Origin of the sequence: Streptomyces rishiriensis (genome assembly GCF_030815485.1) — a bacterium.
In the GTDB taxonomy this organism is placed as follows: domain Bacteria; phylum Actinomycetota; class Actinomycetes; order Streptomycetales; family Streptomycetaceae; genus Streptomyces; species Streptomyces rishiriensis_A.
Window position 1 is genome coordinate 921,058 of record NZ_JAUSWV010000002.1, and the last position, 24,771, is coordinate 945,828.

The 24,771-nt window shown below is 72.2% G+C and carries 21 protein-coding genes and 1 pseudogene; 12 read left to right on the forward strand and 10 right to left on the reverse strand.

From position 1 onward, the window contains the following. Positions 1 to 160: 160 nt before the first annotated feature. A complete protein-coding gene (locus QF030_RS06490; protein ID WP_307161681.1) occupies positions 161 to 2,545 on the reverse strand; it encodes a phosphoketolase family protein in 2,385 nt (794 codons plus the stop codon). Positions 2,546 to 2,689: 144 nt separating this feature from the next. Continuing rightward, the gene (locus QF030_RS06495) at positions 2,690 to 3,151 is read right to left on the reverse strand and encodes an RpiB/LacA/LacB family sugar-phosphate isomerase (RefSeq protein WP_307161682.1); all 462 of its coding nucleotides are present in this window, start codon (positions 3,149 to 3,151) and stop codon (positions 2,690 to 2,692) included. A gap of 498 nt (positions 3,152 to 3,649) precedes the next feature. On the opposite strand from QF030_RS06495, the gene QF030_RS06500 reads away from it, so the two are divergent. Continuing rightward, entirely contained in the window at positions 3,650 to 6,637 is a 2,988-nt protein-coding gene (locus QF030_RS06500; protein ID WP_307161683.1) for a glycosyl hydrolase 115 family protein, read from the forward strand. A gap of 211 nt (positions 6,638 to 6,848) precedes the next feature. Here the strand turns inward: QF030_RS06500 and QF030_RS06505 are convergent, their stop codons facing one another. Beyond that, positions 6,849 to 7,637, reverse strand: coding sequence for a YqjF family protein (locus tag QF030_RS06505; protein ID WP_307161684.1), 789 nt, complete (start codon positions 7,635 to 7,637; stop codon positions 6,849 to 6,851). Between the two features lie 289 nt (positions 7,638 to 7,926). Between QF030_RS06505 and QF030_RS06510 the strand changes: the two genes are divergently transcribed. Next, positions 7,927 to 8,445, forward strand: a complete 519-nt coding sequence (locus QF030_RS06510; protein ID WP_307161685.1) for a hypothetical protein — start codon at positions 7,927 to 7,929, stop codon at positions 8,443 to 8,445. Positions 8,446 to 8,462: 17 nt separating this feature from the next. Here QF030_RS06510 and QF030_RS06515 read toward each other — a convergent pair whose 3' ends face one another. After that, positions 8,463 to 9,026, reverse strand: a complete 564-nt coding sequence (locus QF030_RS06515; RefSeq protein ID WP_307161686.1) for a hemerythrin domain-containing protein — start codon at positions 9,024 to 9,026, stop codon at positions 8,463 to 8,465. Here QF030_RS06515 and QF030_RS40545 point away from each other — a divergent pair. Further along, positions 9,018 to 9,806, forward strand: coding sequence for a Tn3 family transposase (locus tag QF030_RS40545; RefSeq protein ID WP_373428742.1), 789 nt, complete (start codon positions 9,018 to 9,020; stop codon positions 9,804 to 9,806). The two genes, QF030_RS06515 and QF030_RS40545, sit on opposite strands and share 9 nt — an antisense overlap. On the opposite strand, the gene QF030_RS06520 is transcribed toward QF030_RS40545, so the two are convergent. Then, positions 9,687 to 10,646 (reverse strand): helix-turn-helix domain-containing protein, encoded by a 960-nt coding sequence (locus QF030_RS06520; RefSeq protein WP_307161687.1) that lies wholly within the window; start codon positions 10,644 to 10,646, stop codon positions 9,687 to 9,689. The genes QF030_RS40545 and QF030_RS06520 overlap by 120 nt on opposite strands. Positions 10,647 to 10,891: 245 nt before the next feature. On the opposite strand from QF030_RS06520, the gene QF030_RS06525 reads away from it, so the two are divergent. The 7 genes from QF030_RS06525 to QF030_RS06555 all read left to right on the forward strand — a co-directional run bounded on the left by QF030_RS06525 (position 10,892) and on the right by QF030_RS06555 (position 16,850). Next, the gene (locus QF030_RS06525) at positions 10,892 to 11,737 is read left to right on the forward strand and encodes an SDR family oxidoreductase (RefSeq protein ID WP_307161688.1); all 846 of its coding nucleotides are present in this window, start codon (positions 10,892 to 10,894) and stop codon (positions 11,735 to 11,737) included. 75 nt (positions 11,738 to 11,812) lie between these two features. Further along, positions 11,813 to 12,295, forward strand: a complete 483-nt coding sequence (locus QF030_RS06530; RefSeq protein ID WP_307161689.1) for a nitroreductase family deazaflavin-dependent oxidoreductase — start codon at positions 11,813 to 11,815, stop codon at positions 12,293 to 12,295. A 411-nt stretch (positions 12,296 to 12,706) separates the two neighbouring features. Next, complete coding sequence (locus QF030_RS06535) at positions 12,707 to 13,687, forward strand: aldo/keto reductase (RefSeq protein ID WP_307161690.1); 981 nt, start codon at positions 12,707 to 12,709, stop codon at positions 13,685 to 13,687. 90 nt (positions 13,688 to 13,777) lie between these two features. Then, positions 13,778 to 14,317 carry an NAD(P)H-dependent oxidoreductase gene (locus QF030_RS06540; protein WP_307161691.1) on the forward strand — a complete coding sequence of 180 codons (540 nt, stop codon included), beginning with the start codon at positions 13,778 to 13,780 and terminating at the stop codon, positions 14,315 to 14,317. Positions 14,318 to 14,768: 451 nt separating this feature from the next. Next, on the forward strand, positions 14,769 to 15,761 hold the full coding sequence (gene dhaK / locus QF030_RS06545) for a dihydroxyacetone kinase subunit DhaK (RefSeq protein WP_307161692.1): 993 nt from the start codon (positions 14,769 to 14,771) through the stop codon (positions 15,759 to 15,761). Positions 15,762 to 15,820: 59 nt separating this feature from the next. Next, positions 15,821 to 16,432, forward strand: coding sequence for a dihydroxyacetone kinase subunit DhaL (gene dhaL / locus QF030_RS06550; protein WP_307167489.1), 612 nt, complete (start codon positions 15,821 to 15,823; stop codon positions 16,430 to 16,432). A 7-nt stretch (positions 16,433 to 16,439) separates the two neighbouring features. Continuing rightward, positions 16,440 to 16,850, forward strand: a complete 411-nt coding sequence (locus QF030_RS06555) for a PTS-dependent dihydroxyacetone kinase phosphotransferase subunit DhaM (RefSeq protein WP_307161693.1) — start codon at positions 16,440 to 16,442, stop codon at positions 16,848 to 16,850. A 411-nt stretch (positions 16,851 to 17,261) separates the two neighbouring features. Here the strand turns inward: QF030_RS06555 and QF030_RS06560 are convergent. Then, positions 17,262 to 17,963: pseudogene (locus tag QF030_RS06560) on the reverse strand (glycoside hydrolase family 75 protein); the annotation flags it as partial. Between the two features lie 389 nt (positions 17,964 to 18,352). Between QF030_RS06560 and QF030_RS06565 the strand changes: the two are divergent. Together QF030_RS06565 and QF030_RS06570 are read left to right on the forward strand one after the other, a co-directional pair. Further along, complete coding sequence (locus QF030_RS06565; RefSeq protein WP_307161694.1) at positions 18,353 to 19,327, forward strand: fibronectin type III domain-containing protein; 975 nt, start codon at positions 18,353 to 18,355, stop codon at positions 19,325 to 19,327. Positions 19,328 to 19,945: 618 nt separating this feature from the next. Further along, positions 19,946 to 20,491, forward strand: a complete 546-nt coding sequence (locus tag QF030_RS06570; protein ID WP_307161695.1) for a hypothetical protein — start codon at positions 19,946 to 19,948, stop codon at positions 20,489 to 20,491. Here QF030_RS06570 and QF030_RS06575 read toward each other — a convergent pair. From QF030_RS06575 to QF030_RS06590, 4 genes are all read right to left on the reverse strand, one after another. Continuing rightward, the gene (locus tag QF030_RS06575; protein ID WP_307161696.1) at positions 20,488 to 21,036 is read right to left on the reverse strand and encodes a PadR family transcriptional regulator; all 549 of its coding nucleotides are present in this window, start codon (positions 21,034 to 21,036) and stop codon (positions 20,488 to 20,490) included. The two genes, QF030_RS06570 and QF030_RS06575, sit on opposite strands and share 4 nt — an antisense overlap. Positions 21,037 to 21,067: 31 nt before the next feature. Further along, a complete protein-coding gene (locus QF030_RS06580; RefSeq protein WP_307161697.1) occupies positions 21,068 to 23,083 on the reverse strand; it encodes an NADPH-dependent 2,4-dienoyl-CoA reductase in 2,016 nt (671 codons plus the stop codon). Positions 23,084 to 23,199: 116 nt separating this feature from the next. Next, positions 23,200 to 23,568 carry a hypothetical protein gene (locus tag QF030_RS06585; protein ID WP_307161698.1) on the reverse strand — a complete coding sequence of 123 codons (369 nt, stop codon included), beginning with the start codon at positions 23,566 to 23,568 and terminating at the stop codon, positions 23,200 to 23,202. Positions 23,569 to 23,701: 133 nt separating this feature from the next. Further along, complete coding sequence (locus QF030_RS06590) at positions 23,702 to 24,595, reverse strand: hypothetical protein (RefSeq protein ID WP_307161699.1); 894 nt, start codon at positions 24,593 to 24,595, stop codon at positions 23,702 to 23,704. Positions 24,596 to 24,771: the final 176 nt, after the last annotated feature.

A 24,771-nucleotide genomic window follows, 5' to 3' on the forward strand; every position in this document is an offset into this window, starting at 1 on the left:
TGGGACTCACCCCGCCGGATCCGCGCGCAGGGTCGATCGACCACTGTAAGCACCGGGCGGGACGCCGTACCAGGGCGCACGGCGGGCCGCCCGCCGCCCCTCCGCCTGCGCCCTGCGCCCCGGTCCGTGCGCCCTGGCCGGACGCCGGTGAGCTGCCGTCTCACCCGTCCCAGGTCCAGTCGGTTACCTCGGGCAGGTCGGTGCCGTGGACGCGGATCCAGTCATGGTGGCGCAGTCGCGCGTCCTCCATCCGCTGCCGTACGGACGCAGCGCGCACGGCGAGGCCGGGGACACGGTCGATGACGTCCATGACGAGGCGATAGCGGTCGAGGTCGTTGCGCACGACCATGTCGAACGGCGTGGTCGTGGTGCCGAACTCCTTGTAGCCGCGCACATGCAGGTGCGGGTGGCCGGTGCGGCGGTAGGCGAGGCGGTGGATCAGCCAGGGGTAGCCGTGGTAGGCGAAGACGACCGGTTTGTCGGCGGTGAACAAGCCGTCGTACTCGAAGTCGCCCATGCCGTGCGGGTGTTCGCCGCTCGGCAGCAGCCGCGCGATGTCCACCACGTTGACGACCCGGACGGCGAGATCCGGCAGTTCGCGGCGCAGCAGCTGGGCGGCGGCCAGCACTTCCTGGGTGGGGACGTCGCCCGCGCAGGCGAGGACCACGTCGGGTTCGCGGGTGCCGTTCTCGGTTCCGGCCCAGTCCCAGATCCCGGCGCCGCGCGCGCAGTGGACGCGGGCCTCCGCCATGCTCAGCCAGTCGAAACAGGGCTGTTTCCCGGCCACGATCACATTGACGTAGTCGCGGCTGCGCAGCACGTGGTCGGCCACCGACAGCAGGGTGTTGGCGTCCGGCGGCAGATAGACCCGTACGACCTCGGGACTCTTGTTGAGGATGTGGTCGACGAAGCCGGGGTCCTGGTGGGAGAAACCGTTGTGGTCCTGCCGCCAGACGTGCGAGGTGAGCAGGTAGTTGAGCGAGGCGACGGGTGCGCGCCAAGGCAGCCTTCGGGTGACGCGCAGCCACTTGATGTGCTGGTTGACCATCGAGTCGATGATGTGCGCGAACGCCTCGTAGCAGGAGAACAGACCGTGCCGGCCGGTCAGCAGATATCCCTCCAGCCAGCCCTGGCAGGTGTGTTCGGAGAGGATCTCCATCACCCGGCCGTGCCGGTCGAGGTTCTCGTCGACCTGGAGGGTCTGCGCCTGCCAGGCCTTGCCGCTCGCGGCGTAGACGGCCTGGAGACGGTTGGAGGCGGTCTCGTCGGGACCGACGAGACGGAAGTCCCGCCGGTCGGCGGTGGAGCGCATCACCTCTTCGAGCAACCCGCCCAGCACGGCGGTGGGTTCGTGCCGGGTGGCGCCCGGCCTGTCGACCGGGACGGCGTGCGACTCCAGTGCGGGCAGGGGGAGTTCGCGCAGCAGCAGTCCGCCGTTGGCGTACGGGGTGGCGCCGAGGCGGCGGTCGCCGTCGGGGATCCAGGCGAGGACGTCCAGGCGGGGGCCGCCGTGGGCGTCGAAGAGTTCCTCCGGCCGGTAGGAGCGCAGCCAGGCCTCCAGCTGGCGCAGGTGTTCGGGGTTGTCGCGGACGGCGGCCAGCGGCACCTGATGGGAGCGCCAGGTGCCCTCGACGGGCAGCCGGTCGACGTGGGCGGGTCCTGTCCAGCCCTTCGGGGTGCGCAGCACGATCACCGGCCAGCGGGGGCGCTCGCCGGAGCCGTCCTCGCGGGCGGCGCGCTGGAGCGCGGCGATGCGGTCCAGGGCGGTGTCCATCGCCTGTGCCATCGCACGGTGGACGCCGTTCGGCTCGTCGCCGGTGACGTGGATCGGGTCGTGGCCGTAGCCGCGCAGCAGGTCGTCGAGCTCGGCTTCGGGGATCCGGGCCGGCACGGTGGGATTGGCGATCTTGTATCCGTTGAGGTGCAGGATCGGCAGGACCGCTCCGTCGTGGACGGGATCGAGGAACTTGTTGGAGTGCCAGGAGGCGGCCAGCGGCCCGGTCTCGGACTCACCGTCGCCGATCACACAGGCGACGAGGAGGTCCGGATTGTCGAAGGCGGCGCCGTAGGCGTGCGAGAGCGAGTAGCCGAGTTCGCCGCCCTCGTGGATCGAGCCGGGAGTCTCCGGGGCGACATGGCTGGGGATGCCGCCCGGGAAGGAGAACTGCCGGAACAGCCTGGCCATGCCGGCCTCGTCGCGGGTGACGTCCGGATACGTCTCGGTGTAGGTGCCCTCGAGCCAGGAGTTGGCGACGACCGCGGGACCGCCGTGGCCGGGGCCCCACACGCACAGGGCGTGCAGGTCGCGGGCGCGGATGACGCGGTTGAGGTGGGTGTACACGAGGTTGAGCCCCGGTGAGGTCCCCCAGTGGCCCAGCAGCCTCGGCTTCACGTGCTCGGGCCGCAGCGGCTCGGTGAGCAGCGGGTTGGCCATCAGGTAGATCTGTCCGACGGAGAGGTAGTTCGCGGCGCGCCAGTGGGCGTGCAGCGTCCTGAGCTCGTCGTCGGTGAGCCGGGCGGACGTCGCTTGCGGTTCGACGGACATCTCGGGTTCCCTTCCGGATCGGGTCGCTCGAAGGCACGTGCCGGTCCGTACCTCCCCACCCTGTCCGGCTGCCGGGTACCCGGCAGGGCCGAGCGACCCGTACGGAGGAGCGAAGCCGTCCGTACGAGGGGTGCGGGGGGCGTCCTACGATCCCGAGCGCGCCCGTGCGGCGTCGAGGCCGTCGACGTGGGCCACGTTCCGACGGTCCTCGGCGTCGCCGCCGGCCTCTGCGGCGAACCAGGCGTCGAGGATCTCCTTGAGCAACGGCTCGGAGGTCAGGCGCAGGCCGAGGGCGAGGACGTTGGCGTCGTTCCAGCGGCGGGCGCCGTCGGCGGTGTAGGCGTCGGCGCACAGGGCGGCCCGGACGCCGGGCACCTTGTTCGCGGCGATCGACGCACCGGTGCCGGTCCAGCAGCAGACCACCGCCTGCTCCGAGGTCCCGTCGGCCACGTCCCGGGCCGCTGCCGCCGAGCACACCGCCCACTGCGGATCGTCGCCGGACCGCAGCGCACCGTACGGCACCACGTCGTGCCCACGGCCGCGCAGCTCCGCGACGAGGGCGCGGGCCACTGGTTCGTCCATGTCCGATGAGACAGAGATGCGCATGCCGGAGAGCCTACTGACGAAAAGGGACGGGAGCACCGCCACCGTCCCCCACCCGCGCGGCCCGGGTGACCCGCACGGCCGCACACCCGAGCGAGCACGAGCGACACCCGCCCGGCGGCGGGGCCGAGCCGCCGGCCCGCACATGCCGCGCCGCCACCCGTCGTCGCGCCCTCGCCCGGGCCGCACCCGCACCCGCACCCGCACCCGCACGACCGGCGCACACCCGGCGAACCGCGAGGGAGCCGCTCGGCAGCGGGGCCCGAGGCGCACACGCGCCGCACCGTAGTGCCGCCGCCGTTGCGCCCCGCCCAGGTCCTGATCACCGCGTCGACGGGCGACTTCCCGCCGGTCGACAGTTCGTCGCCTCGCTGTGCGTGGGGACCCGGCGTCGGCCCCGCACGGATATGGACGCCGTGCCCGACCCTGACCTAGGGTGCGTCAGAAAGCGCTTTCTAGCATGGTCATGCCATACCGCCACCGCCCAGTCCAGGAGTGTCGATGCCGACCACCGCACCGCAGGACCCCTCGCAGCCGTCGTGGACCCGGAAGGCGTTCCTGCGAGGCGTGACGGCCGTCGGAATGGCCCCGCTGCTGCCCGCGGTGCTCCCGGGGGCCGCGCACGCCGCGTCGGGGTCCGACCGGCCCGGCTTCGACCTGGTGCGGGACGGTGTCGCCGTCGACGTGTTCGTGGACGCCGCCGACGACCCCGCCGTGATCCGCGCGGCCGGCGACCTCCAGGCCGACGTGGAACGGGTCTGCGGGGTGCGACCCGGGTTACGGCACACCCTGCCGGAACGGTCCACGGCACTGGTCGTGGTGGGCACCCTCGGCGCGAGCCCGGTCATCGACCGGCTCGTCCGGCAGGGGCGGCTGGACGTGAGGCGCGTGCAGGGCCGCTGGGAGGCTTCGGTGACCCAGGTGGTGGAGCGCCCGGCGCCCGGCGTCGACCGGGCGCTGGTGATCGCGGGCAGCGACCGGCGCGGGACGGTCTACGGGATCTACGACACGTCGGAACGCGTCGGCGTCTCACCCTGGTACTGGTGGGCCGACGTACCCGTGGAACAGCGTGACGGCGTCACCGTGCCCGTCGGCCCTTTCGAACGGCGCGAACCGTCGGTCCGTTACCGGGGTGTCTTCATCAACGACGAGCAGAACCTGACCACGTGGTCGCAGCGCACCCAGGATCCGGACAAGAACATCGGACCGGAGACCTACCGCCGTCTCTTCGAGTTGCTGCTGCGGCTGAAGGCCAACTACCTGTGGCCGGCCATGCACCCGTACTCCGACTTCTTCAACAAGTACCGCGAGAGCCCCGAACTCGCCGACCGCTACGGCATCGTCGTCGGCTCCAGCCACCCGGAGGCCCTGCTGCGCAACGGCGTCCACGAGTGGGCGCCGTGGGCCGAGGAGCACCGTGACGCCGACGGCGGACTGCCGGTGTACGACTACACCGTGAACCCCGCCGTCATCTCCGCCTACTGGAGAGCCCGGGCCCGGGAGAACGCGGCCTACGAGAGCAGTTGGACCATCGGCATGCGCGGCCTGCACGACACCGCGCTGGAGACGAAGTACGCCACCACGACCGCGGAGAAGGTGGTGGTGATGAACGACATCATCGCCGACCAGCGCCGGATCCTGGCCGAGGAGGTCGGCGCGGCGGCGCGGCCGCAGATCTTCATCCCGTACAAGGAGGTCCTGGACCTGTACAACGCGGGCGTCCAGGTTCCGGACGACGTCACACTGATCTGGCCGGACGACAACCACGGCAACATGCGCCAGCTGCCGACCGAGGCGGAACGCGCCCGCTCCGGCGGCAACGGGATCTACTACCACCTCTCCTACTGGGGCCGCCCGCGCAGCTACCTGTGGCTGGACACCACGCAGCTCGCCAAGGTGTGGCAGGAACTGCGCCGGGTGTACGAGCACGGTGTGGACCGGATGTGGATATTCAACGTCGGTGACCTCAAGTCGATCGAGACCGGACTGTCGTTCTCCCTGGACATGGCCTGGGACGTGGACCGGTGGCACGCCGACGACGTCGGAGGATTCCTCGCGCAATGGTACGGACGGCAGTTCGGGCTCCGCCACGCCCAGGAGATCGCCGCGGTCCGCACCGAGTACTACCGGCTCGCGGCGGAGCGGCGCCCGGAGTTCATCGACCGGAACATGTTCTCCGTCGTGCACCACGGGGACGAGGCGGGACGCCGGATGGCCGCGTACGACCGACTGCTGCAACGGACCGTGGCGCTGGGCGCCGAACTCCCCGAGGCCTACCAGGACGCCTACTACGAGCTGGTCCGATATCCCGTGCACGGCGCCTACCTGATGAACCTCAAGTACTACTGGGCGGACCGCAACGCCCTCGCGGTGCGTCAGGGCCGTGGCGCCGGAACCAACGTCTTCGCGGATCTGGCCGAAACCGCACACGCCCAGGAGGCGGCGCTCACCAGGCGCTACAACACGGAGGTCGCGGGCGGGAAGTGGGACGGCTACGTCAACCCCTACCCCTCGCAGATCCCCAAGGCGCCGGGCCGCCCGGCCGTCACCAGGATCGCCCGGCAGGAGACCTCGGGCCTGGGGATCGCCTCCGAGGGGAACGAGATCGGCACCCAACGGCCCCTGGCCTTCGCCGCCGCCACCCGGGACCGGCGATTCGTCGATGTCTTCAACACCGGTTTCCTCGCGGTCGACTGGGTCGCGGAGGCCGAACAGCCCTGGGTGCGCCTGAGTGCGACGGGCGGCACGCTGACCGAGCAGACCCGGGTGTGGGTCGACATCGACTGGGCGCGGGCACCGGAGGGCGCGCATGACGTCACGATCGCCTTCACGAGTGGCGAGCGGCGTTTCGAGGTGCCCGTGAGGGTCGTCAACGACGGGGAGCGGGCGCGCCGGCGTGCCCGCGGGTTCGTCGAGGCGAACGGTTACGTCTCGATCGACGCCGCGCACACCGAGCACCGGGTGGCGCGCGGCCGGGCCCGCTGGCGGACCGTGCGCGGGCTCGGACGCCGTACCGCCGCCGTGGAGGCGGTGCCGTCCACGGCGGCCCCGGTCACCTCCGACTTCGCCGCCCGCGCACCGGAGTTGAGGTACCGGGTGCGGTTCGGCGCCACCGGTTCCTTTCCCGTGACCGTCTTCCGGCTGCCCTCGCTCGACGAGCGCGGCGCGCGGCGACTGGCCCTCGCGCTCGACGACCAGTCGCCCGTCGTCCTGTCGGGGCAGGCCGTCGCCACCGGCAACCGGGGTGACGCCTGGGCGCGCAACGTGGAGGAGGGCGTCGAGAAGCTGACCGCGAGCGTCACGGTCACCGAGCCCGGCGAGCACGTCCTGCGGGTGTTCATGGTCGACCCGGGGATCGTCGTGGACCAGATCGTCGTCGACACCGGCGGGCTCCCTGCCGCCGCCTATCTCGCGCCGCCGGAGAGTTACCACCCGGTGTTCAACCCCGAGCCGGACAGCGGGCCGGGCCTGGACGCGCCCAGCCGGTAACCCCAGCACCACGGGAGCAGGGGCCCTGCCGCACGGGCGCGGCGTCCGGCCCGGGCCCCGGTCGCCGCGCCGGTGTTCCCGCTCAGGCACCGCCCCGCAGTTCGTCTGATCCGCGGCGAACGGACCCGGAACGAGCCGACCCGGGCCGATGCGGTCAGCCGCGGGCCGGTGCGGTCAGCCGCGGGCCGGTGGGGTCAGGGGGCCGGTGCGGTCAGGGGGTCGGGATGCCGGCCGGGCGGTGCGGGCGGGCCGGGCGGTCGAAGCGGGCCGGGACGCCCGGCGAGTACAGCACGCTCACCGGTTCTCCCGCCGGGTCCGGCAGGCCGGCCGCCGCCACCAGGTCCTCCTGGCACTCCAGGAGCTCGGCGCGGTGCAGCGGCCAGCGCGGATGGGCGTTCGGCAGGTACATCGACCGGCCGAAGAAGGCGCTGTGCATGCCCCAGCGCGCGGTCAGGAAGTGCTCCAGCGCCGTGGGTTCCCCGATCTGCTCGCCCACCCGCACGGTGAGCCGGCTGCGCGCCCCGCGCGGACCCGGCCACCGACGGCGGCTGGTGTACGTGACGGTGTCGGCGTCGGCGTCGATCGCCATGCGCGACCACACGTAAGGCATCCGGAAGCCGATCCGGGCCACGGCCACCGGCAGCAGCCTGGAGGCGTCCAGCGACCGGAAGACGACGCCCCGCCGACCGTGCGCGTCGACCGAGTAGAGACGGACGTTCGTCTCCGGGAAGGACCCCAGGTAGGGAACGCCCGGGAGGCGGAACCAGCCGACGCGATGCATCCGGAACGCCACCAGACCGACGTAGGTCAGGCCGTCCAGGGTGTCCGGGACGGTCCCCGGCGGCAGCAGCCCGGCCACATCGGCCGGGTCCGCGGCCCAGTGGAGAAAGGTGAGGTCGAGCCAGGACTGGGTCAGGAAGGGCCGCGCTATCGCGTCCGGCGCGTCGGGCGTTATCGGATGCGGGGGCACGAGGGCCTGCGGCTGCGGGGTCGACGGCACGACGCCAGTATCACAGAGCGCCGATCCAGGCCTCCATCGAGGAAGTCATGGCGGGACGGGGCGGGACGGGGCGGGACGGGACGAGGCGTGGGACGACTGCGGGCGGGCAGCCGTGGGCCCGGTGACGAGCACGGACGGACGTGGGTGGGGCGGGTCGAGGAGGGGGTGTGCGGGCGGCGCTGTGGCCGAGGCCACGGCCGGGGTGAGGATCCGGGCATGTCTTTCGGCGGGGGTCGCGGGCTACGGTTTAGCAGCCCCGTTTTCCTCGCCGCACACCTCGGACGGCTCCGTGCTCGCAGATCTCTCCCCCGTCATCGCCGCCACCACCGAATGGCTGACCCGCGCCTACCCGGCGAGCGGCGGCGCCCTCGCCTCCGCCCTGTGCGAGGCACAGGCCCGGCAGGCGGTGACCGTCGCCGCCTGGCTGCGCTATCCGACCGCCACGGACGCCGCGCTCCTCGGCATCGCGGGTCCGGGTGGCTCGGCCCGGCTGGACCGGATCAGCGGCGCTGACGCGGACAGCCGACGGGACGCCGCCTGGCGGAGCTGGGTGGACGAGGTCGTGGCGAGCTGGGCGGCCTGTCTGCTCACCGATCCGGGACTGGCCGCGGGCGCGGTGGCCGGGCTCGCCGGGGGCGACCACACCCGTGGGACGACGCCGGACTTCCGGCGTCTGATCGCCCCCGACCGCCACGACCGCCAAGCGGCGGCGCTGCTGCGCCACCCCGACCTCCTCGCCTGCGTGGCGGACCTGCACCACACCCAGCTGCTCGGCCGTCTCGGGCGGGGGCAGGCGCTCATCGCCTGACGGCCGACCCGGCCGCCTCAGTCGGACTTGCCGCGGCCGGTCAGCGCGTCCCGCATGCGGTCGATCATCCCGACGCCCGGGGCCAGCATCTTGTTGGCCGGGGGCTGGTCCGGGGCGGCCGGGTGCGGCCGGGTCGGGGCCGTCTTCTTCGCCCTGCGGACCTTGTCGCCGAGGTCGTCGAGGGCCTCCGCCGGGCACACCGCGCGCAGCCTCGGGAACAGGTTCTGCTCCTCGTCCGCCACGTGCTCGCGGATCTCGCGCATGAGCATGCCCACGAGCCGGTCGAACTCGGGATCGTCCGCCTGACAGCCCTCCAGGTCCTTCATGATCTGTTCGGCCTGCGCGTGGTCCTCGAGTTCCTTGTCGGCCAGGGCGTCCCCACCGGGGACGTGCTCACGCACCGCCGGGTAGAGATACGCCTCCTCGGCCACCGAATGCCGGACCAGCTCCATCGTGACCTGGTCGGCGCACAGCTTGCGGTCCTTGGCACCGGACGGCAGCGCCTCGATCCGGCCGAAGAGCTCCTCGACCTCGCGGTGATCGGTCATCAGCTCGTCGATCACGTTCCCACCATGACCCATGTCCTACACCTCCAGCCTGGACACGACGGCTCCGGACCGGAGCCGCCACGCCCCGAGTGCCCGCCACCGGGAGTTCGACACGAGCCCGTACGGGTGGGCCGCCCCCCGTCGGAGAGCGACCGGCCGGCCGCGGCGAACGAGGCCCGCTACCGGGCCCGGGCGCATACGGTGCTGCGCTCGTCGTACTACGGCAAGGACGGCGACCTGACCGGTTCCGACAAGGAGTCCCAGGAGGCGTCCATGCTCGCCCTGCGCCTGCTTCAGTCGGCGTTGGGGCACATGAACACTCCGCTCCTCCAGGACAACCTGAGGGGGGAGAAGTGGCAGGAGCGGCTCACCGACGCCGACGGGCGGGCCCTGTCCCCGCTGTTCCGGACCCACCTGAACCCCTACGGCTGGTTCGAGCCGGACATGAACAGCCGCCTCGATCTGGACCTGTCCATCCGGACGACGACGTTACCCGGCCCCTCGTCCCGCAGGGAGAGACAGCCGCAGCCCCGGCATGACACCTCGGGCCCTTGGCCTGGCCGGATCCCGAGGGGCCTCGGCCGCGTCCATGTGAAGCGAGCGCCACCCTCGCCGAGGCGTTTCGGGTGGTGCCGTCCGGGTGGTCAGTTGTGGTGTTCGCGGGTGGGCATGTCGCCTCGCGTGGCCCGTCGTTCAGTCCGGTGTCTCGCCCGAGTCGGCGGGCTGCGAGTCGCTGGCCGGCGTGGACTGATCGATGTCGTCGTCGGTCGCGGCCCAGCTGGCCAGCAGGTTCAGGGCGTCCTGCGAGGGTGAGCGGGGCTCGGCGGTGTAGGTGAGGAGGAACTGGCTGGGGCCGTCGGGGAGCGGGAAGGTCTCGAAAGGCAGGTCGAGGTCGCCGACGACCGGGTGGTGGAGGAGCTTCACGCCGGTGGTGTGCATCCGGACGTTGTGGGCCGCCCAGCGGCGACGGAATTCCGCGCTGCGGGTGGACAGCTCCCCGATCAGGTCCGTCAGCCGTCGGTCGTAGAGATCGCGGCCGGCCTCGGCGCGCAGCATGGCGACCGTGTCGCCCGCGACTTCGTCCCAGTGGCGGAAGAAATCGGTCGCGTGCGGGCTGAGAAAGACGAACCTGGCGTTGTTCGGCGGCCGTACCGGGTCGGCGTAGACGGGGGAGAACAGGGCGCGCCCGAGGTGGTTGGCGGCCAGGATGTCCCCGCGTCCGCTGAGGATGAACGCGGGTGTGCCGCTCATCGAGTCGAGGACGCGCTGCACCGTGGGCCGGACGCGCTGCTGGGCCGGGCGGCGGCGGGGCGGACGGGTCGTGCCGGCGCCACGCAGGAGGTCGAGCAGGTGGATGCGTTCGGCCTCGTCGAGCTGCAGTGCTTGCGCGATGCCCTCGATGACACTCTCGGAGACGCCCGTGGCATTGCCGCGCTCCAGCCGGGTGTAGTACTCGCTGGAGATGCCCGCGAGGAGGGCTACCTCCTCCCGGCGCAGCCCGGTGACGCGTCGGCGCTCTCCGCCGTAGAGCGGCAGTCCGGCCTGCTCCGGGGTGACCTTGGCCCGCCGCGTGCCGAGGAACTCCCGGATCTCCGCACGGAAATCATCGCGGATGTCGCGGCTTGTGCCGTTGGGGTCGTCTCTGCCTGCCATGCGCTTCACTCTACGAGCGCATCCGCCGGGTTGGGGGTCCCTGTCAGTGACCCCCTCATCAGGGACTCCCACCCTCACGTGACAGCCGCTTCTGTTGGTGGTGCACCACCCACGGCGGTGTGAACCGTCCGGACCGGCGGTGCTCGTGCCGCCGGGCCCAGCCCCTCTGCGGCGCCGTATGCGCCGCATGCATCACCCCCGCACACAGCGGGTGCCGGAGCACGGCGCCTGAGAGGAAACTCCCCATGAGCAAGGTCATTGTCGTCACCGGTGCCGGACGCGGTCTGGGCACGGACATCGCCCGCGAGGCCCTCGCCGCCGGCCACCAGGTCGTCGCCACCGGCCGCCGCCCCGAAGAGGTGGAGAAGACCCTGGGCGGGCCGCAGGACGATCTGCTGGTCACCAGGCTCGACGTCACCATCCTGGAGGACGCCGAGGCCGCCGCGCAGGCAACTGTCGACCGCTTCGGCCGCATCGACGTCCTGATCAACAACGCCGGGAACCTCTTCACCGGCTACTTCGAGGAGATCTCGCCCGCGCAGATGCGCCGGCAGTTCGAGACCAACCTCTTCGGCCCGATGAACGTCACCCGCGCCGTCCTGCCGATCATGCGCAAGCAGCGCGCAGGCCACGTCATCACCATCACCTCGACCGCCGGGCTGGTCGGCATGGAGTTCACCTCCGCCTATGCCGCCTCGAAGTTCGCGGAAGAGGGCTGGATGGAGTCCCTGCGCTACGACGTCGAGCCGTACGACATCCACACCACGATCGTGGAGCCCGGCTACTTCCGCACCGAACTCCTCGTGGACGGCTCTGTTAACTGGCCCGAGCTGTCCATCGACGACTATGCCCCGCGCACCGCACCCCGGATCGAGGGCATGAAGAGCATGAACGGCAAGCAGCCCGGCGACCCCGCCAAGCTCGCCCGCGCCCTGCTCACCATCGCCCAGCAGGAGAAGCCGCCGCTGCGCTTCGTCGCCGGTGCGGACGCCATCGAGGCCGCCGAGGCCAAGGCCACGGAGCTCCTCGCCCAGGCCGAGGCATCCCGCGAACTGGGCGGCGCCCTGGCCTACGACAACGCCCACGCCTGAGCACCACGCCCCGCACCCCGGCCAGGACGGAAAAGCGCGCCAGGTGCGCGTTTCGACAGCACGGAGAGAGTCGACATGCCCCTCAAAGGCGAGTACGAGCCGAGCAAGGCGCAGTTTGTACGTGACCAGGTGGAGCTGTACGAAAGCTCCGGCGGTACACAGGGAACGACGCTGAGTGTCCTGGTCGCACGGGAGGAAGACGAGAGGCTCCGGGACCTGCCCGTCGTCATCCTGACCACTCTGGGCGCGAAGAGCGGCAGGATCCGCAAGACCCCGGTCATGCGGGTGGAGCACGACGGCGTCTACGCCGTGGTCGCCTCCATGGCAGGAGCCCCCAAGCACCCGGTCTGGTACCACAACGCGGTGGCCGACCCCCGGGTCGAGCTTCAGGACGGCCCGGTGCGCCAGGACATGCTGGCACGCGAGGTGACCGGGGACGAGAAGGCACTGTGGTGGGCCCGAGCCGTCGAAGCGTTCCCCGGCTACGCCGAGTACCAGAAGAACACGGACCGTGAGATCCCCGTTCTCGTTCTGGAGTCGGCGGCCCACGAGCACTGACCCGGCGCAGCCGGTTCGGCCCGCGGGTTCCGCCGCAGCCTGGCCCTGGCAACGCCGAGGTCGGACCACCCCACCTGACAGCGGCCAGCTCCCAGCTCCCAGATCCCAGGTCCCAGGTCCCAGGTCCCAGCCCCATGGTCGGCCGCCCGGCCGACTGGACGAAGCACTTCGCGGACGACCGCGGCATCGATGCCCTCGGCAGCCCGACCTATGACGACACCCACCCAAGCACCATGCCCGGCCGAGGCCGAAGGCCGCCGCCGGGTGCACCTTCCGCGCTGCCCCCCTACTCGGGCAACGGCGCCCGCGCCGCCAGCGCGCCGATCACCCCGGCACGGCCCGCCGACGGATGGCGCCCCACTGCTCACGACCACCGGCCGGCCTGACGGCCGTCACGACAAGGAGTACCTGATGAAGCACGTATCACTGGGCGGGCTCGATGTCTCCCGCATCGGCCTGGGAGCCATGACCATGGCCGGCACCTACACCACGGGCGGAGGGCTCGACGACGCCGAGTCGATCCGCGCCATCCACCGGGCCCTGGACCTCGGGGTCACCCACATCGACACCGCCGAGATCTACGGCCCCTTCCGCAGCGAGGAAATCGTCGGCAAGGCCATCAAGGGCCGCCGCGACGACGTCGTCGTGGCGACGAAGTTCGGCCTCGTCTCCCACGCCGGCGACGGTCCCGGCGTCATCGACAGCAGCGCCGGCAACGTGAAGACCGCGGTCGAGGGCTCGCTCAAGCGGCTCGACACCGACCACATCGACCTCTACTACCAGCACCGCGTCGATCCGGACACGCCCATAGAGGAGACCGTCGGCGCGCTGGCCGAACTGGTCACCGAAGGCAAAGTGCGCCACATCGGCCTCTCGGAAGCCGGTCCCGTGACGATCCGCCGGGCGCACGCCGTCCATCCCGTGTCCGCGCTGCAGACCGAATACTCCCTGTGGACCCGCGACGTCGAGGACGAGATCCTCCCGCTGCTACGCGAGCTCGGTATCGGATTCGTGCCCTACTCGCCGCTCGGCCATGGCCTGCTGACCGGGCAGATCCGCACCGTCGACGACTTCGCCGACGACGACTGGCGCAAGACCAACCCGCGCTTCACCGGCGAGAACTTCCAGCGCAACCTGCGCATCGTCGGCGAAGTACAGGCCATCGGAGCCGAGGTCGGCGCCACTCCGGCCCAGACCGCGCTGGCCTGGCTGCTGACCCGCGGCGACGACATCGCCCCCATCCCCGGGACCCGCCGGGTCGCACGCGTCGAAGAGAACACCGCCGCCGACGGCATCGAACTCAGCGCCGCTCAGCTCGACCGCCTGAACAACCTCACACCGGCTGCGGGCGAACGCCACGACGAGGCGAACATGGCCAGCATCGACCGGTGATCCGACGCCCCCGCGACGTACTGACCCGTCCCACCCGACCAACCCGCACCGCTCACCCATTTCACTGATCATTGAAGAGGTTCTCTCACCATGTCCAAGGTTCTCCTTGTCGTAGGCCACCCCGACCTGTCCCGGTCGAAGGCCAACAAGGCCCTGGTGGACGCCGTCCGCGAGCTGGCCCATGTCACCGTGCACGACCTCTACGCCACCTACCCCGACTTCCAGATCGACATCGACGCCGAGCAGGCCCTGCTGGCCGACCACGACGTGGTCGTCTTCCAGCACCCGGTGTTCTGGTACAACACCACCCCTCTGCTCAAGCAGTGGCAGGACAAGGTCTTCACCCTCGGCTGGGCCTTCACCATGGACGGCTCTCCCTCCAGGCTCGCCGGCAAGAAGGCCGTCGTCGCCGTCACCGCCGGCGTCCCCGCCGAGCACTACACCCCCGAAGGCGCGAACAAGACCACCCTGGAGACGCTCCTCAGCAACTGGCACGCCACCCTGCGGCTGTGCCAGTTCGACATCCAGCCGATGGTCAAGCTGTACGGCACCGCCTTCGGCCTCTCCGACGATGACCTGAACACAGCCGCCAAGCAGTACAACGAACTGCTCGCGTCCTTCGCCGCCTGACCGCACGCTCACAACCACTTCGCCGTAGCTTCGGGGAACAGGGCCGGGTCGAGGGGTTCGGACCGGCCGGCCTTGAGGCGGCGGGAACCGGAGCGCTGAGAGCGGCCCTCCGCCCGCCGGTCGCAAGAGAACCCGTACAGCCGTCCGGCTGTCCGCACGGGCGTCCATCGATCATCGCTTTCGAGCGCGAGCCCGGATGACGGCTCCTCTCGCGTGACCTTCACGACCGCAAGGTCGATACTGGCGGAGTGGAGGCTGGGGCCATGGCGCACAGGAACACCCGACATCGGTGGACAAGCCGTCATTCATGTCACCCTTCGGCCGGCGTCGGCACCGCCGGAAGGCTGCCCCTCACCGCCGGGCGCCGCCACGATCGACCACTCGTCTTTCTGGCCCTGACCTGGGAAGACACAGGCTACAGGCCCGTCTGCCCACTCCCTGGGAGGTACCGATGAAGATGTTGATCAACGTTGCGGAGACCGTGGTCGCGGACGCGCTGCGTGGAATGGCGGTCGCCCACCCCGAGCTGGCCGTGGACGTCGAGAACCGGGTGGTCGTGCGGCGGGACGCTCCGGTGGCGGGCAAGGTGGCGCTGGTGTCCGGTGGCGGCTCGGGGCACGAACCGCTGCACGGCGGGTTCGTCGGACCCGGAATGCTCTCGGCGGCCTGCCCGGGCGAGGTGTTCACCTCGCCGGTGCCGGATCAGATGGTGCGGGCCGCGGCGGCCGTCGACAGCGGGGCGGGCGTGCTGTTCATCGTCAAGAACTACACGGGCGACGTCCTCAACTTCGACATGGCGGCCGAGTTGGCCGAGGACGAGGGCATCCAGATCGCGAAAGTGCTGGTCGACGACGACGTCGCCGTGACCGACAGCCTTTACACGGCCGGGCGGCGCGGCACGGGCGCGACCCTGTTCGTGGAGAAGATCGCGGGGGCGGCGGCGGAGGAGGGGCAGTCGCTGGAGCGGGTCGAGGCGCTCGCTCGGCAGGTGAACGAGAACGCGCGCAGCTTCGGTGTGGCGCTCAGCGCGTGCACCACTCCGGCCAAGGGCAGCCCTACCTTCGATCTGCCGGCCGGTGAGCTGGAACTGGGCGTCGGCATCCACGGGGAGCCCGGGCGGGAGCGGCGGGCGATGATGACCTCCGGTGAGATCGCCGACTTCGCGATCAACGCGATCCTCGACGACATGACGCCCCGCAATCCTGTCCTGCTCCTGGTCAACGGCATGGGCGCGACACCCCTGCTGGAGCTGTACGGCTTCAACGCCGAGGTCCATCGCGTGCTGGCCCAGCGCGGGGTGGCGGTCGCCCGTACGCTCGTGGGCAACTACGTGACGTCCCTCGACATGGCCGGCGCCTCGGTGACCCTGTGCCAGGTGGACGAGGAGCTGCTGCGGCTGTGGGACGCGCCGGTGCGGACCGCCGGGCTGCGCTGGGGCGTCTGAGGCGGAAACGAGGACAGGGACAGGGCGCTCCGACCGTACCGACCATGCAAGGAGATCCAGTGCTCGACGCCGACTTCTTCCGCCGTTGGATGACCGCGACCGCCTCGTCCGTCGACCGCGAGGCGGACCGGCTCACGGCCCTCGACTCGCCCATCGGGGACGCGGATCACGGCAGCAACCTCCGCCGTGGCTTCACCGCGGTGAGCGCCGCCCTGGAGAAGGAGGCGCCCGAGACACCGGGCGCCGTCCTGGTACTCGCGGGACGCCAGTTGATCTCGACGGTCGGCGGGGCCTCGGGGCCCCTGTACGGCACGCTGCTGCGCCGGACCGGGAAGGCGCTCGGGGACGCGGCCGAGGTGGACGAGGAGGGGTTCGCCGAGGCGCTGCGCGCCGGGGTGGACGCGGTGATGCAGCTCGGCGGTGCCGCCCCCGGCGACAAGACCATGATCGACGCGCTGGTGCCGGCCGTCGACGCGCTCCCCGACGGCTTCGGCGCCGCCCGGGCCGCCGCCGAGCAGGGCGCCGAGGCGACGACTCCGCTACAGGCCCGCAAGGGCCGGGCCAGTTATCTCGGCGAACGCAGCATCGGTCACCAGGATCCGGGCGCCACCTCGGCGGCACTGCTCATCGCCGCGCTCGCCGACGCCGGCGCCGAAGCGGGCGGGGAGTGAGGCACCGATGAGCGACGGGAAACTGGTGGGCATCGTGCTGGTGTCGCACAGCGCGGAGGTCGCGTCGGCGGTGGCCGAGCTGGCGCTGGGCCTGGTGGGCGGCGGTCCGGCGGTGCCGGTCGCCGCGGCGGGCGGTACGGCGGGCGGCGGGCTGGGCACGAGCGCCGAGCTGGTCGTCGCCGCTGCCGCCTCCGTGGACCGGGGCGCGGGTGTCGCGGTCCTCACCGATCTGGGCAGCGCCGTCCTCACGGTCAAGGCACTGCTCGCGGAGGGCGACGAACTGCCCGCTAACGCACGGCTGGTGGACGCTCCGTTCGTCGAGGGCGCGGTGGCCGCGGTGGTGACGGCGGCGACCGGTGCCGACCTGGACGCGGTGCAGGCTGCCGCCACGGAGGCCTACGGCTACCGCAAGGTGTGAGCGGCTCGGCCCAGCCGTCCCGCCCGTCACCTACGCGCCCTCCTCGCCCCCTCCGATTCCCTCGGACCCTCCGTCTCCTTCGGCCTCTCCCTCTCCTTCGTCCCCTTCGCCGCCTTCGTCTCCGTCGGCCGTCCCGGCGTCCGGGTCATCCTGCGCCTGCGCGTCGGCCGTGTCGTCCGACGACGCTTCCCGAGCCTCGCCCTCCTCGGCCGCCGGCCTCTCCTGGCCCGTCGGCTCTTCGGCGAGGCTCCCGCCGTCCCCCTCGGCGGCTGGGCGGCCTTCGCTTCCGGCCCCCGTGCGCCGTGCCCGTGCCGCGCCGCCTTCGCCCTGCGGCAGTTCCGCGAGGCCGCCCGGCGCCCACTCGTCCGCTTCCTCCTCCGCTTCCTCCTCCGGCGGGCGGGGCTGTCCCGTCGTGCCGCGCACGAAGAGCCGCGCCAGCCGCTCCCCCGTCTCCACCGCCGAGGCATGGCTCTCGATGGGCGTCGCCCGGGAGTGCTTGAAGACGATGTACGTGACGCCGAAGGGGGTGCCGCCGCCCCGCGGGTCGGCACGGATGCCGAGGGCCTTGGCGGTGGCGTAGGACGCCTCACCGATGATCCCGCTCGGTCCCGTGTCGCCGACGACCGCGTACTGCACGCGGCCCTGATAGACGACGGCCGCGACCGACCCGCCGCCCACCCCGTGGTCGCGGTGGTCCCAGATGCCGCTGACCCCCGGCACCACGATGTAGGGCAGGGTCTCGGCGCTCAGGTTGCGGCCGTCGGACTGCTGATAGGCCGTCGCGTCGGAGAACAGCGGGTCGGTGCGGCTGTTGCACTCCGGGCCGGGGCGGCCGTCGCAGTCGATGTCCATGTCGGCCGTCCAGAACACCGCCTCGTCGGTGCCGCAGACCGGGATCGTGGCCGGCGCGCCGTCGTCGGGGCGGTAGCGGCCGCGCGAGACGGGTGTGCAGTCGCGGATCCGGGCCAGCAGGTCGGCGGCGCGGACGGAGCCTTCTTGCCGGGGCGCCGACGCCCCGAGGGCGCCCGCGGACGGGTGCGGGGCGGCGGGTGAGGTGGTCGGGGCCAGCAGGGCAAGGCCGGCCGCGGCCAGCGTCAGCGACTGGACGCGCACGATACGGACCCTCTCGTAGGGGCATGGACGGACACTCGGAACAATGTGGTGTCCATCACGCCTCGGGGCCACCCCGATGGGGCCGTACGGAGCAGGAGGAGCATCCTCGTGGGGCCCGACGGTGCGACAGAGGGCCGGGGCCCGGACGCCGTTCGGCTCCGGACCCCTGGTCCCTGTGCGGCGCGGGATCAGCGACGACAGCGGCCCGCGCCACCGGCGTGAACTCATGAGCGCTCAGGGTGAGTTCAGCCGTGAGGAACTTCAGCATACGTAACCCCCGCAAGCGGTCGCCGACGGCGGCCCCGCGGTTCCGCCCTCTTGATGTGTGCGCGCCACCACGCCATATTGGTCCGGACCATTGCCGCCGTGCCGGGCCGGGAGGCGAAGCCGTGCGACGTGTTGTGCTGTGGATCGTGCTGTGCGGCCTGGTGGCGGGCCTGTGCTGCGGGTGCGCGGGCGCGGACCGGGACGACGGACGGGCGCCGGGCGCGCCGACCGGGGTCACCGCGCAGGCCGGGAGCGCGACGAGCGTGCACGTCATGTGGAACGCGGTCGCCGCTGACCCCGCGGTCAGCGCCTATGAGGTGTACCGCGGTTCCGGGAAGGTCCAGGAGGTGCCCGGCTCCGCGCACATGCTGGACGTCGTCCGTCTCTCGCCGTCCACCACCTACGTCTTCACGGTGCGCGCCCGCGACGGCGAAGGGCGGCTCGGTCCGCGCAGCCGGGAGGTGCGGGCCACCACACCGGCGGCCGCGGCGGCGGACCGCTCGCCCCCGACCCCGCCGGGTGCGGTGACCGGCCGGGCGGCCGGGAGCCGGGCCGTCCAGCTGTCCTGGACGGCGTCCACGGACGACCGGAAGGTGGTGTCCTACGACGTCTGCCAGGGCGGCGTGCGGATCCACAGCGTCGGCGGGGGCCAGACGGCGACGGTCGTCACGGGACTGCGTCCCGGGGCGCGTTACTCGTTCACCGTCCGGGCCAGGGACGCCGCCGACAACGTCTCGCCCGCCGGTGCGCCCGTACGCCTGACCACCGCGCCGGGGGACGACGGGGGGCCGCAGACCGCGCCGGCCGACTTCCGGGCAGGCACCCGCCTCGCGGACGGGGCCTACTACCTCGACCTGTCGTGGGAGCCGCCCCGGGTGGACGGCGTGGTGACGGAGTACCAGATCCAGCTCGACGGCCGGCCGGCCACCTCGCTGGTGTGGGGCGGGACCCCGCCTGCGGGAAGGGCGACCTACAGCTTCTACGTGGGGCGGGAGGAAGGGGCCGGGCACCGGGTGCGGCTGCGGGCCCGGCTGCCGGACGGCACGTGGGGCGCGTTCTCGGTGGAACGGACCGTGACGACGGGCGCGGCACGGTGAGAGCGCGTACCTGCGGCCGGGCAGCCCGTCCGCCGCGGCTCGGCGCCGAGGCCGCGGCCGTCCGTCCACCGGCCCGCCCCCCACTCCGCGGCTCGACCGACGGCCCGCGCGGGGCACAGGTCGAGGCACCGGCCAAGCCACGAGAGGAGACACCGGTCGAGGCTCCCGTCGGGCCGCCGGGCGGGTGCGGGGCCGGCCGCCGGTCCGTACCCCGGTCGGGCCGCCGAGCGGGCGCGGGTCAGACCACCGGCCAGTACCCCGGTCGGGCCGCCGAGCGGGTGCGGGGCCGGCCGCCGGTCCGTACCCCGGGCGGGCGCGGGTCCGGCCGCCGGTCCGTACCCCGGGCGGGCGCGGGTCCGGCCGCCGGTCCGTACCCCGGGCGGGCGCGGGTCCGGCCGCCGGGCGGCCGCCGGGCGAGCCGCCCGGCGGCCATCGGGCAGGACACGTCACGGGGGGCCGGTTTGGGCCGTCCGAAGTAATCCGTCACCTGGCCGGTGGCCGTCCGCATGCGGGACGGGGCCGGGCAGCGTTGGCTGCCCCTGAGGCAGCACGGGCGTACCCGACCTTCGGCGGCGCAAGGGATGTACCGCCAACCGTGCCGCCGCCGGAGGACATCCGATGCGCAATTCCCGTCTCCTCGTCCGCTCAGGGCTGACCGTGGCGGCCGCCGCCGCTCTGCCGCTCGCCCTCACCGCCCAGCCGGCCGTGGCACGGGCCACGGGCATCTCCGTGAGTACGACCGGCTCCACGGTGTCGGTCTCGACCAGCGCGTGCGCCCAGATCAACGGCAGCTGGGGCACGGCGGCGCTGCTCGGCAGCGCCCAGGCGACTTTCGCCCAGGGGCGACAGGTCGCCCTGTCCGGGACGGCCGCCGGCCAGTCCGCCGCCTGGTCCGGCGTCTCTCCGGGCACGTACACCGTGGTCGTCATGTGCTCCAACGGCAGCACCGCCGGCACCCAGTCGGTGATCGTGTCGACGCCGGCCTCCCCGAGAGTCTCGACGACGCCCACCCCGTCGCCCTCACGGGGCGTCATGGGAGGCCTCGGCGGCGCGGCCCGCGACTTCGGCCCCGTGGCCATGGGGGTCGGCGGGGCGCTGGTGGGGACGGGTGTCATCGCGGCGGCCTGGTTCCTGCGCCGCCGCTCGAAGCCGTACCGGCTCTAGGCGGTCCCGTCCCCCACCACGGGCAGCTCCTCGATGGCCTCGGTGAGCCACTGGGTCCAGAACGTCTCCAGCTCGATGCCCGCGCGCAGGACCAGGTGCTGCAGCCTGGCCTGCGCGCTGTCGTCGCCGGGCGGGAAGTCGCGCTTCTCGATCTCCTCGTACTCGGCCAACTGCCTGCGGTGCAGGTCGAGATGGCGGCGCAGGTCGGCCTCGAGCCCCGCGGTGCCGACGACCGCCGCGGCGCGCAGCCGCAGCAGCATGGCGTCGCGGTGCGGCTTCGGGTCCTGGGCGGCCGCCGTCCACCGGGCGAGTTCGGCACGTCCCGCGGGCAGGACCTCGTACGCCTTCTTCTGCCCGCGGGCCGGCGCCTGCGCGGGCAGGGCCCGGATGTGCCCCTCGGACTCCAGTCTTCCCAGCTCGCGATAGATCTGCTGGTGCGTGGCCGACCAGAAGTAGCCGATCGACCGGTCGAACCGGCGGGTCAGATCCAGCCCCGACGAGGGCCTCTCGAGCAGGGCGGTGAGGATCGCGTGCGGGAGTGACATGCGGTCATCCTAGGGAGGCGCCGGACCGGTCCTACAGCGCCGCCGCCAGTTCCGTGCCCTGCTGGATGGCGCGCTTGGCGTCCAGTTCAGCGGCGACGTCGGCGCCCCCGATGAGGTGCACCTTCCCACCGGCGGCGAGCAGTTCCTCGTACAGGTCCCGGCGCGGGTCCTGACCCGTGCACAGCACGATGGTGTCGACCTCGAGCAGCATGCTCCGCTCGCTCACGGTGAGGTGCAGCCCGGCGTCGTCGATCCGGTCGTAGCGCACGCCGGGGACCATGGTGACGCCCCGGTGCTTGAGCTCGGCGCGGTGGATCCAGCCGGTGGTCTTGCCGAGGCCCGCACCGACCTTGCCGGTCTTGCGCTGGAGGAGGTGGACCGTGCGGGGCGGGGCGGGGCGCTCGGGGGCCGCGAGACCGCCGGGACCCTGGTAGTCCATGTCGACGCCCCACTGGCGGAAGTAGGTGGCCGGGTCCTCGCTCGCCTTGTCGCCGCCGTCGGTGAGGAACTCGGCGACGTCGAAGCCGATGCCGCCCGCGCCGAGGATCGCGACCCGGTCGCCGACGGGCGCGCCGTCGCGCAGCACGTCGAGGTAGCCGACGACGCTCGGGTGGTCGACGCCGGGGATGTCGGGGGTACGGGGGCTGACGCCGGTGGCGACGACGACCTCGTCGTAGTCGGCCAGGTCCGCCGCGCCCACGGGTGAGTCGAGCCGTACGTCCACGCCGTGCGCGTCGAGCTGGTGGCGGAAGTAGCGCAGCGTCTCGTCGAACTCCTGCTTGCCGGGGACCTTGCGGGCCACGTTGAGCTGGCCGCCGATCTCGCTCGCGGCGTCGAAGAGGGTGACGTCATGGCCGCGTTCGGCGGCGCTCACGGCGCAGGCCAGGCCCGCCGGGCCGGCGCCCACCACCGCGACCCGCTTGCGCAGCCGGGTCGGGGCGAGGATCAGCTCGGTCTCGTGACAGGCGCGCGGATTGACGAGGCAGGAGGTGATCTTCCCGCTGAAGGTGTGGTCGAGGCAGGCCTGGTTGCAGCCGATGCAGGTGTTGATGGCCTCGGGGCGGTCCGCCGCGGCCTTGGCCACGAACTCGGGGTCGGCGAGCATCGGGCGGGCCAGCGAGACCATGTCCGCGCAGCCGTCCGCGAGCAGTTCCTCGGCGAGTTCGGGGGTGTTGATGCGGTTGGTGGTGACGAGCGGCACGGAGACCGCGCCCATGAGCTTCTTCGTCACCCAGGTGTAGGCGCCGCGCGGCACGGAGGTGGCGATGGTGGGGATGCGCGCCTCGTGCCAGCCGATGCCGGTGTTGATGATGGTGGCGCCGGCCGACTCGACGGCCTTCGCCAGGGTGACGACCTCGTCGAAGGTCGAGCCGCCGGGCACCAGGTCCAGCATGGACAGCCGGTAGATGACGATGAAGTCCTCGCCGACCGCCTCGCGTACGCGCCGCACGATCTCGAGGGGGAAGCGCGTGCGGTTCTCGTACGAGCCGCCCCAGCGGTCGGTGCGGTGGTTGGTCGGGGCGGCGATGAACTCGTTGACGAGGTAGCCCTCGGAGCCCATGATCTCGACGCCGTCGTAACCGGCCTGCCGGGCGAGGCGGGCGGCGCGGACGTAGTCGTCGATCGTGCGCTCCACGTCGGCGTCGCTCAGCTCGCGGGGCGGGAAGGGGCTGATCGGCGCCTGGAGCGGGCTGGGGGCGACCAGGTCCCGGTGGTAGGCGTACCGGCCGAAGTGCAGGATCTGCATCGCGATGCGGCCGCCCTCGCGGTGCACGGCGTCGGTGATCACCCGGTGCTGCTCGGCCTCCGCCTCCGTGGTGAGCTTCGCGCCCCCCTCGTAGGGCCGGCCCTCGTCGTTGGGGGCGATGCCGCCGGTGACGATGAGGCCCACTCCCCCGCGCGCCCGGGCGGCGTAGAACGCCGCCATGCGCTCGAAACCGCGCTCGGCCTCCTCGAGGCCGACGTGCATCGAGCCCATCAGGACGCGGTTGGGCAGCGTGGTGAAGCCCAGGTCGAGCGGGCTCAGCAGGTGCGGGTAACGGCTCATGACAGCCCTCCGTGCGCGGTGTCTTCCCTCCAGTTCTAGAGGACCGCGCACGGTTTATGCAACTAGTTGCACAACGGTAGGGGCGTCATGTGCCGCAGGTCACCGGCGGCGCCGTCTCACCGGCTCTCCAGCAAAACGTGCAGCTCCCGCTCCTGGTCCCCGGAGGCCGAGGAGAGGTCGCGCACCGTGAAGACCGAGTCGAGCGTGGAGCGGAGCCGCTCGATCGCCCAGTAGCCGCCCTGGGCGTCGGCCTCGACGGAGGAAGAGAGCCGGGCCGGCCGGGCACAGGCGCGCGCCTCGGTGACCTCGAAGGTGCCGAGCCACACCATCGGGCGGCTCTCGTGGAGCTGCTGCGGCGCCTCGTCGATGCCGCGGTCCGACTCGAAGCACTCGTTCAGCGTGTCGAAGACGATGCGGGCGTCCTCCTTGCTGCATCCGCTGATCTCGACGGAGACGGACTCATCGTGCGGTCGTTCGCGATCCATCGTGATCGCTCCTCTCGTGGGATGTGACGCGGAGGTGCGGGTTCCCCGCGCATCGCGCCACACCCCCAGAAAAGCATCACTTTCCGAGTGGGACCAGCGACGGGAGGGTCGCCGAAGACGCGGACGGCCCGGGTCAGCTCCGGGTGAGGCGGTAGGTCTTGCTGTCGGTCAGCACGCAGAAGCCGGGCGAGACGACGATCACCCGCAGGGTGCCCGAACGGCGGTCGTAGTCGATGCCCTCCGCCTCGAACGTCCCCGAACAGGAGCTGCGCAACGGCAGCCGGCGCAGGGCGGTGACATGCCCGGTGACGTCGGAGGCGCCATTGGGTTCGGCGGACAGGTCGATCTGGAGGAGCGGCTTGGTGATGCCGAAGAGGGTGCCCGCAGGGTCGTCCGAGGCGCACAGCAGGGTGGTCGGGCCGGTGAAGTCGCAGCCCTGGACATCGCGCACGGCGTGGTCGAGGAGGACGGTCGACACCTGCGGCAGGTTCGCGGAGGGCGAGGTGGCGCGGTTGGCGCCGGGGGTCGGGAAGACGAGGAACCGCGTCATGGTGCCCCACTCGCCGGACAGCATCCACTGGCTGTTCGGGGTGATCGCCGCCCAGGAGTTGTTCAGGGCCTCACCGGAGCCGAGCGCGTGGACGTACTCCGACCATGCTCCGCCGGGCGCCTGTACGCGGTACATCTTCGCGTTGTTCGAGTCGCTCTGGTACGGCTCGACGTAGTAACCGTCGTAGGAGGCGTCGGGGTCCCCGACATGGTTCCAGCCCCGGGTGGAGACGGAGAACGGGATGGTGCCGATGCCGGTGTAGCGGTTGGCGCTGCCCGCCGGGACCTCGACCGACGCCAGGCCCTGACTCTCGGTCAGCGGGTCGGCGCGGTCGGAGCCGACCTCGGTCCACGTGTCGGCGGCGGCGGCGGGCGGAGCCGCGGAGAGGACGGTGACCGTTGCCACGGCCAGCGCCAGGAGGGCGGCGCGGACGGCGCCGGCCGTGGTGCGACGGCGGCGGACAGGACGCAGGGGCATGGGACTCCTCGTCGAGGGGGGTGGGCGCGCTCGGCGGACAGTCTGGCCCGGCCTGATGGTCATGTACAGACCAATTTCATGGACGGGTGCGGACCTTGAGGAGAACGGCGCGCGACGCCGTACTGGAGGAGCATGAAGAAGGGCGCCACAGGCGTGGGAGAAAAGGGTTGAGCACG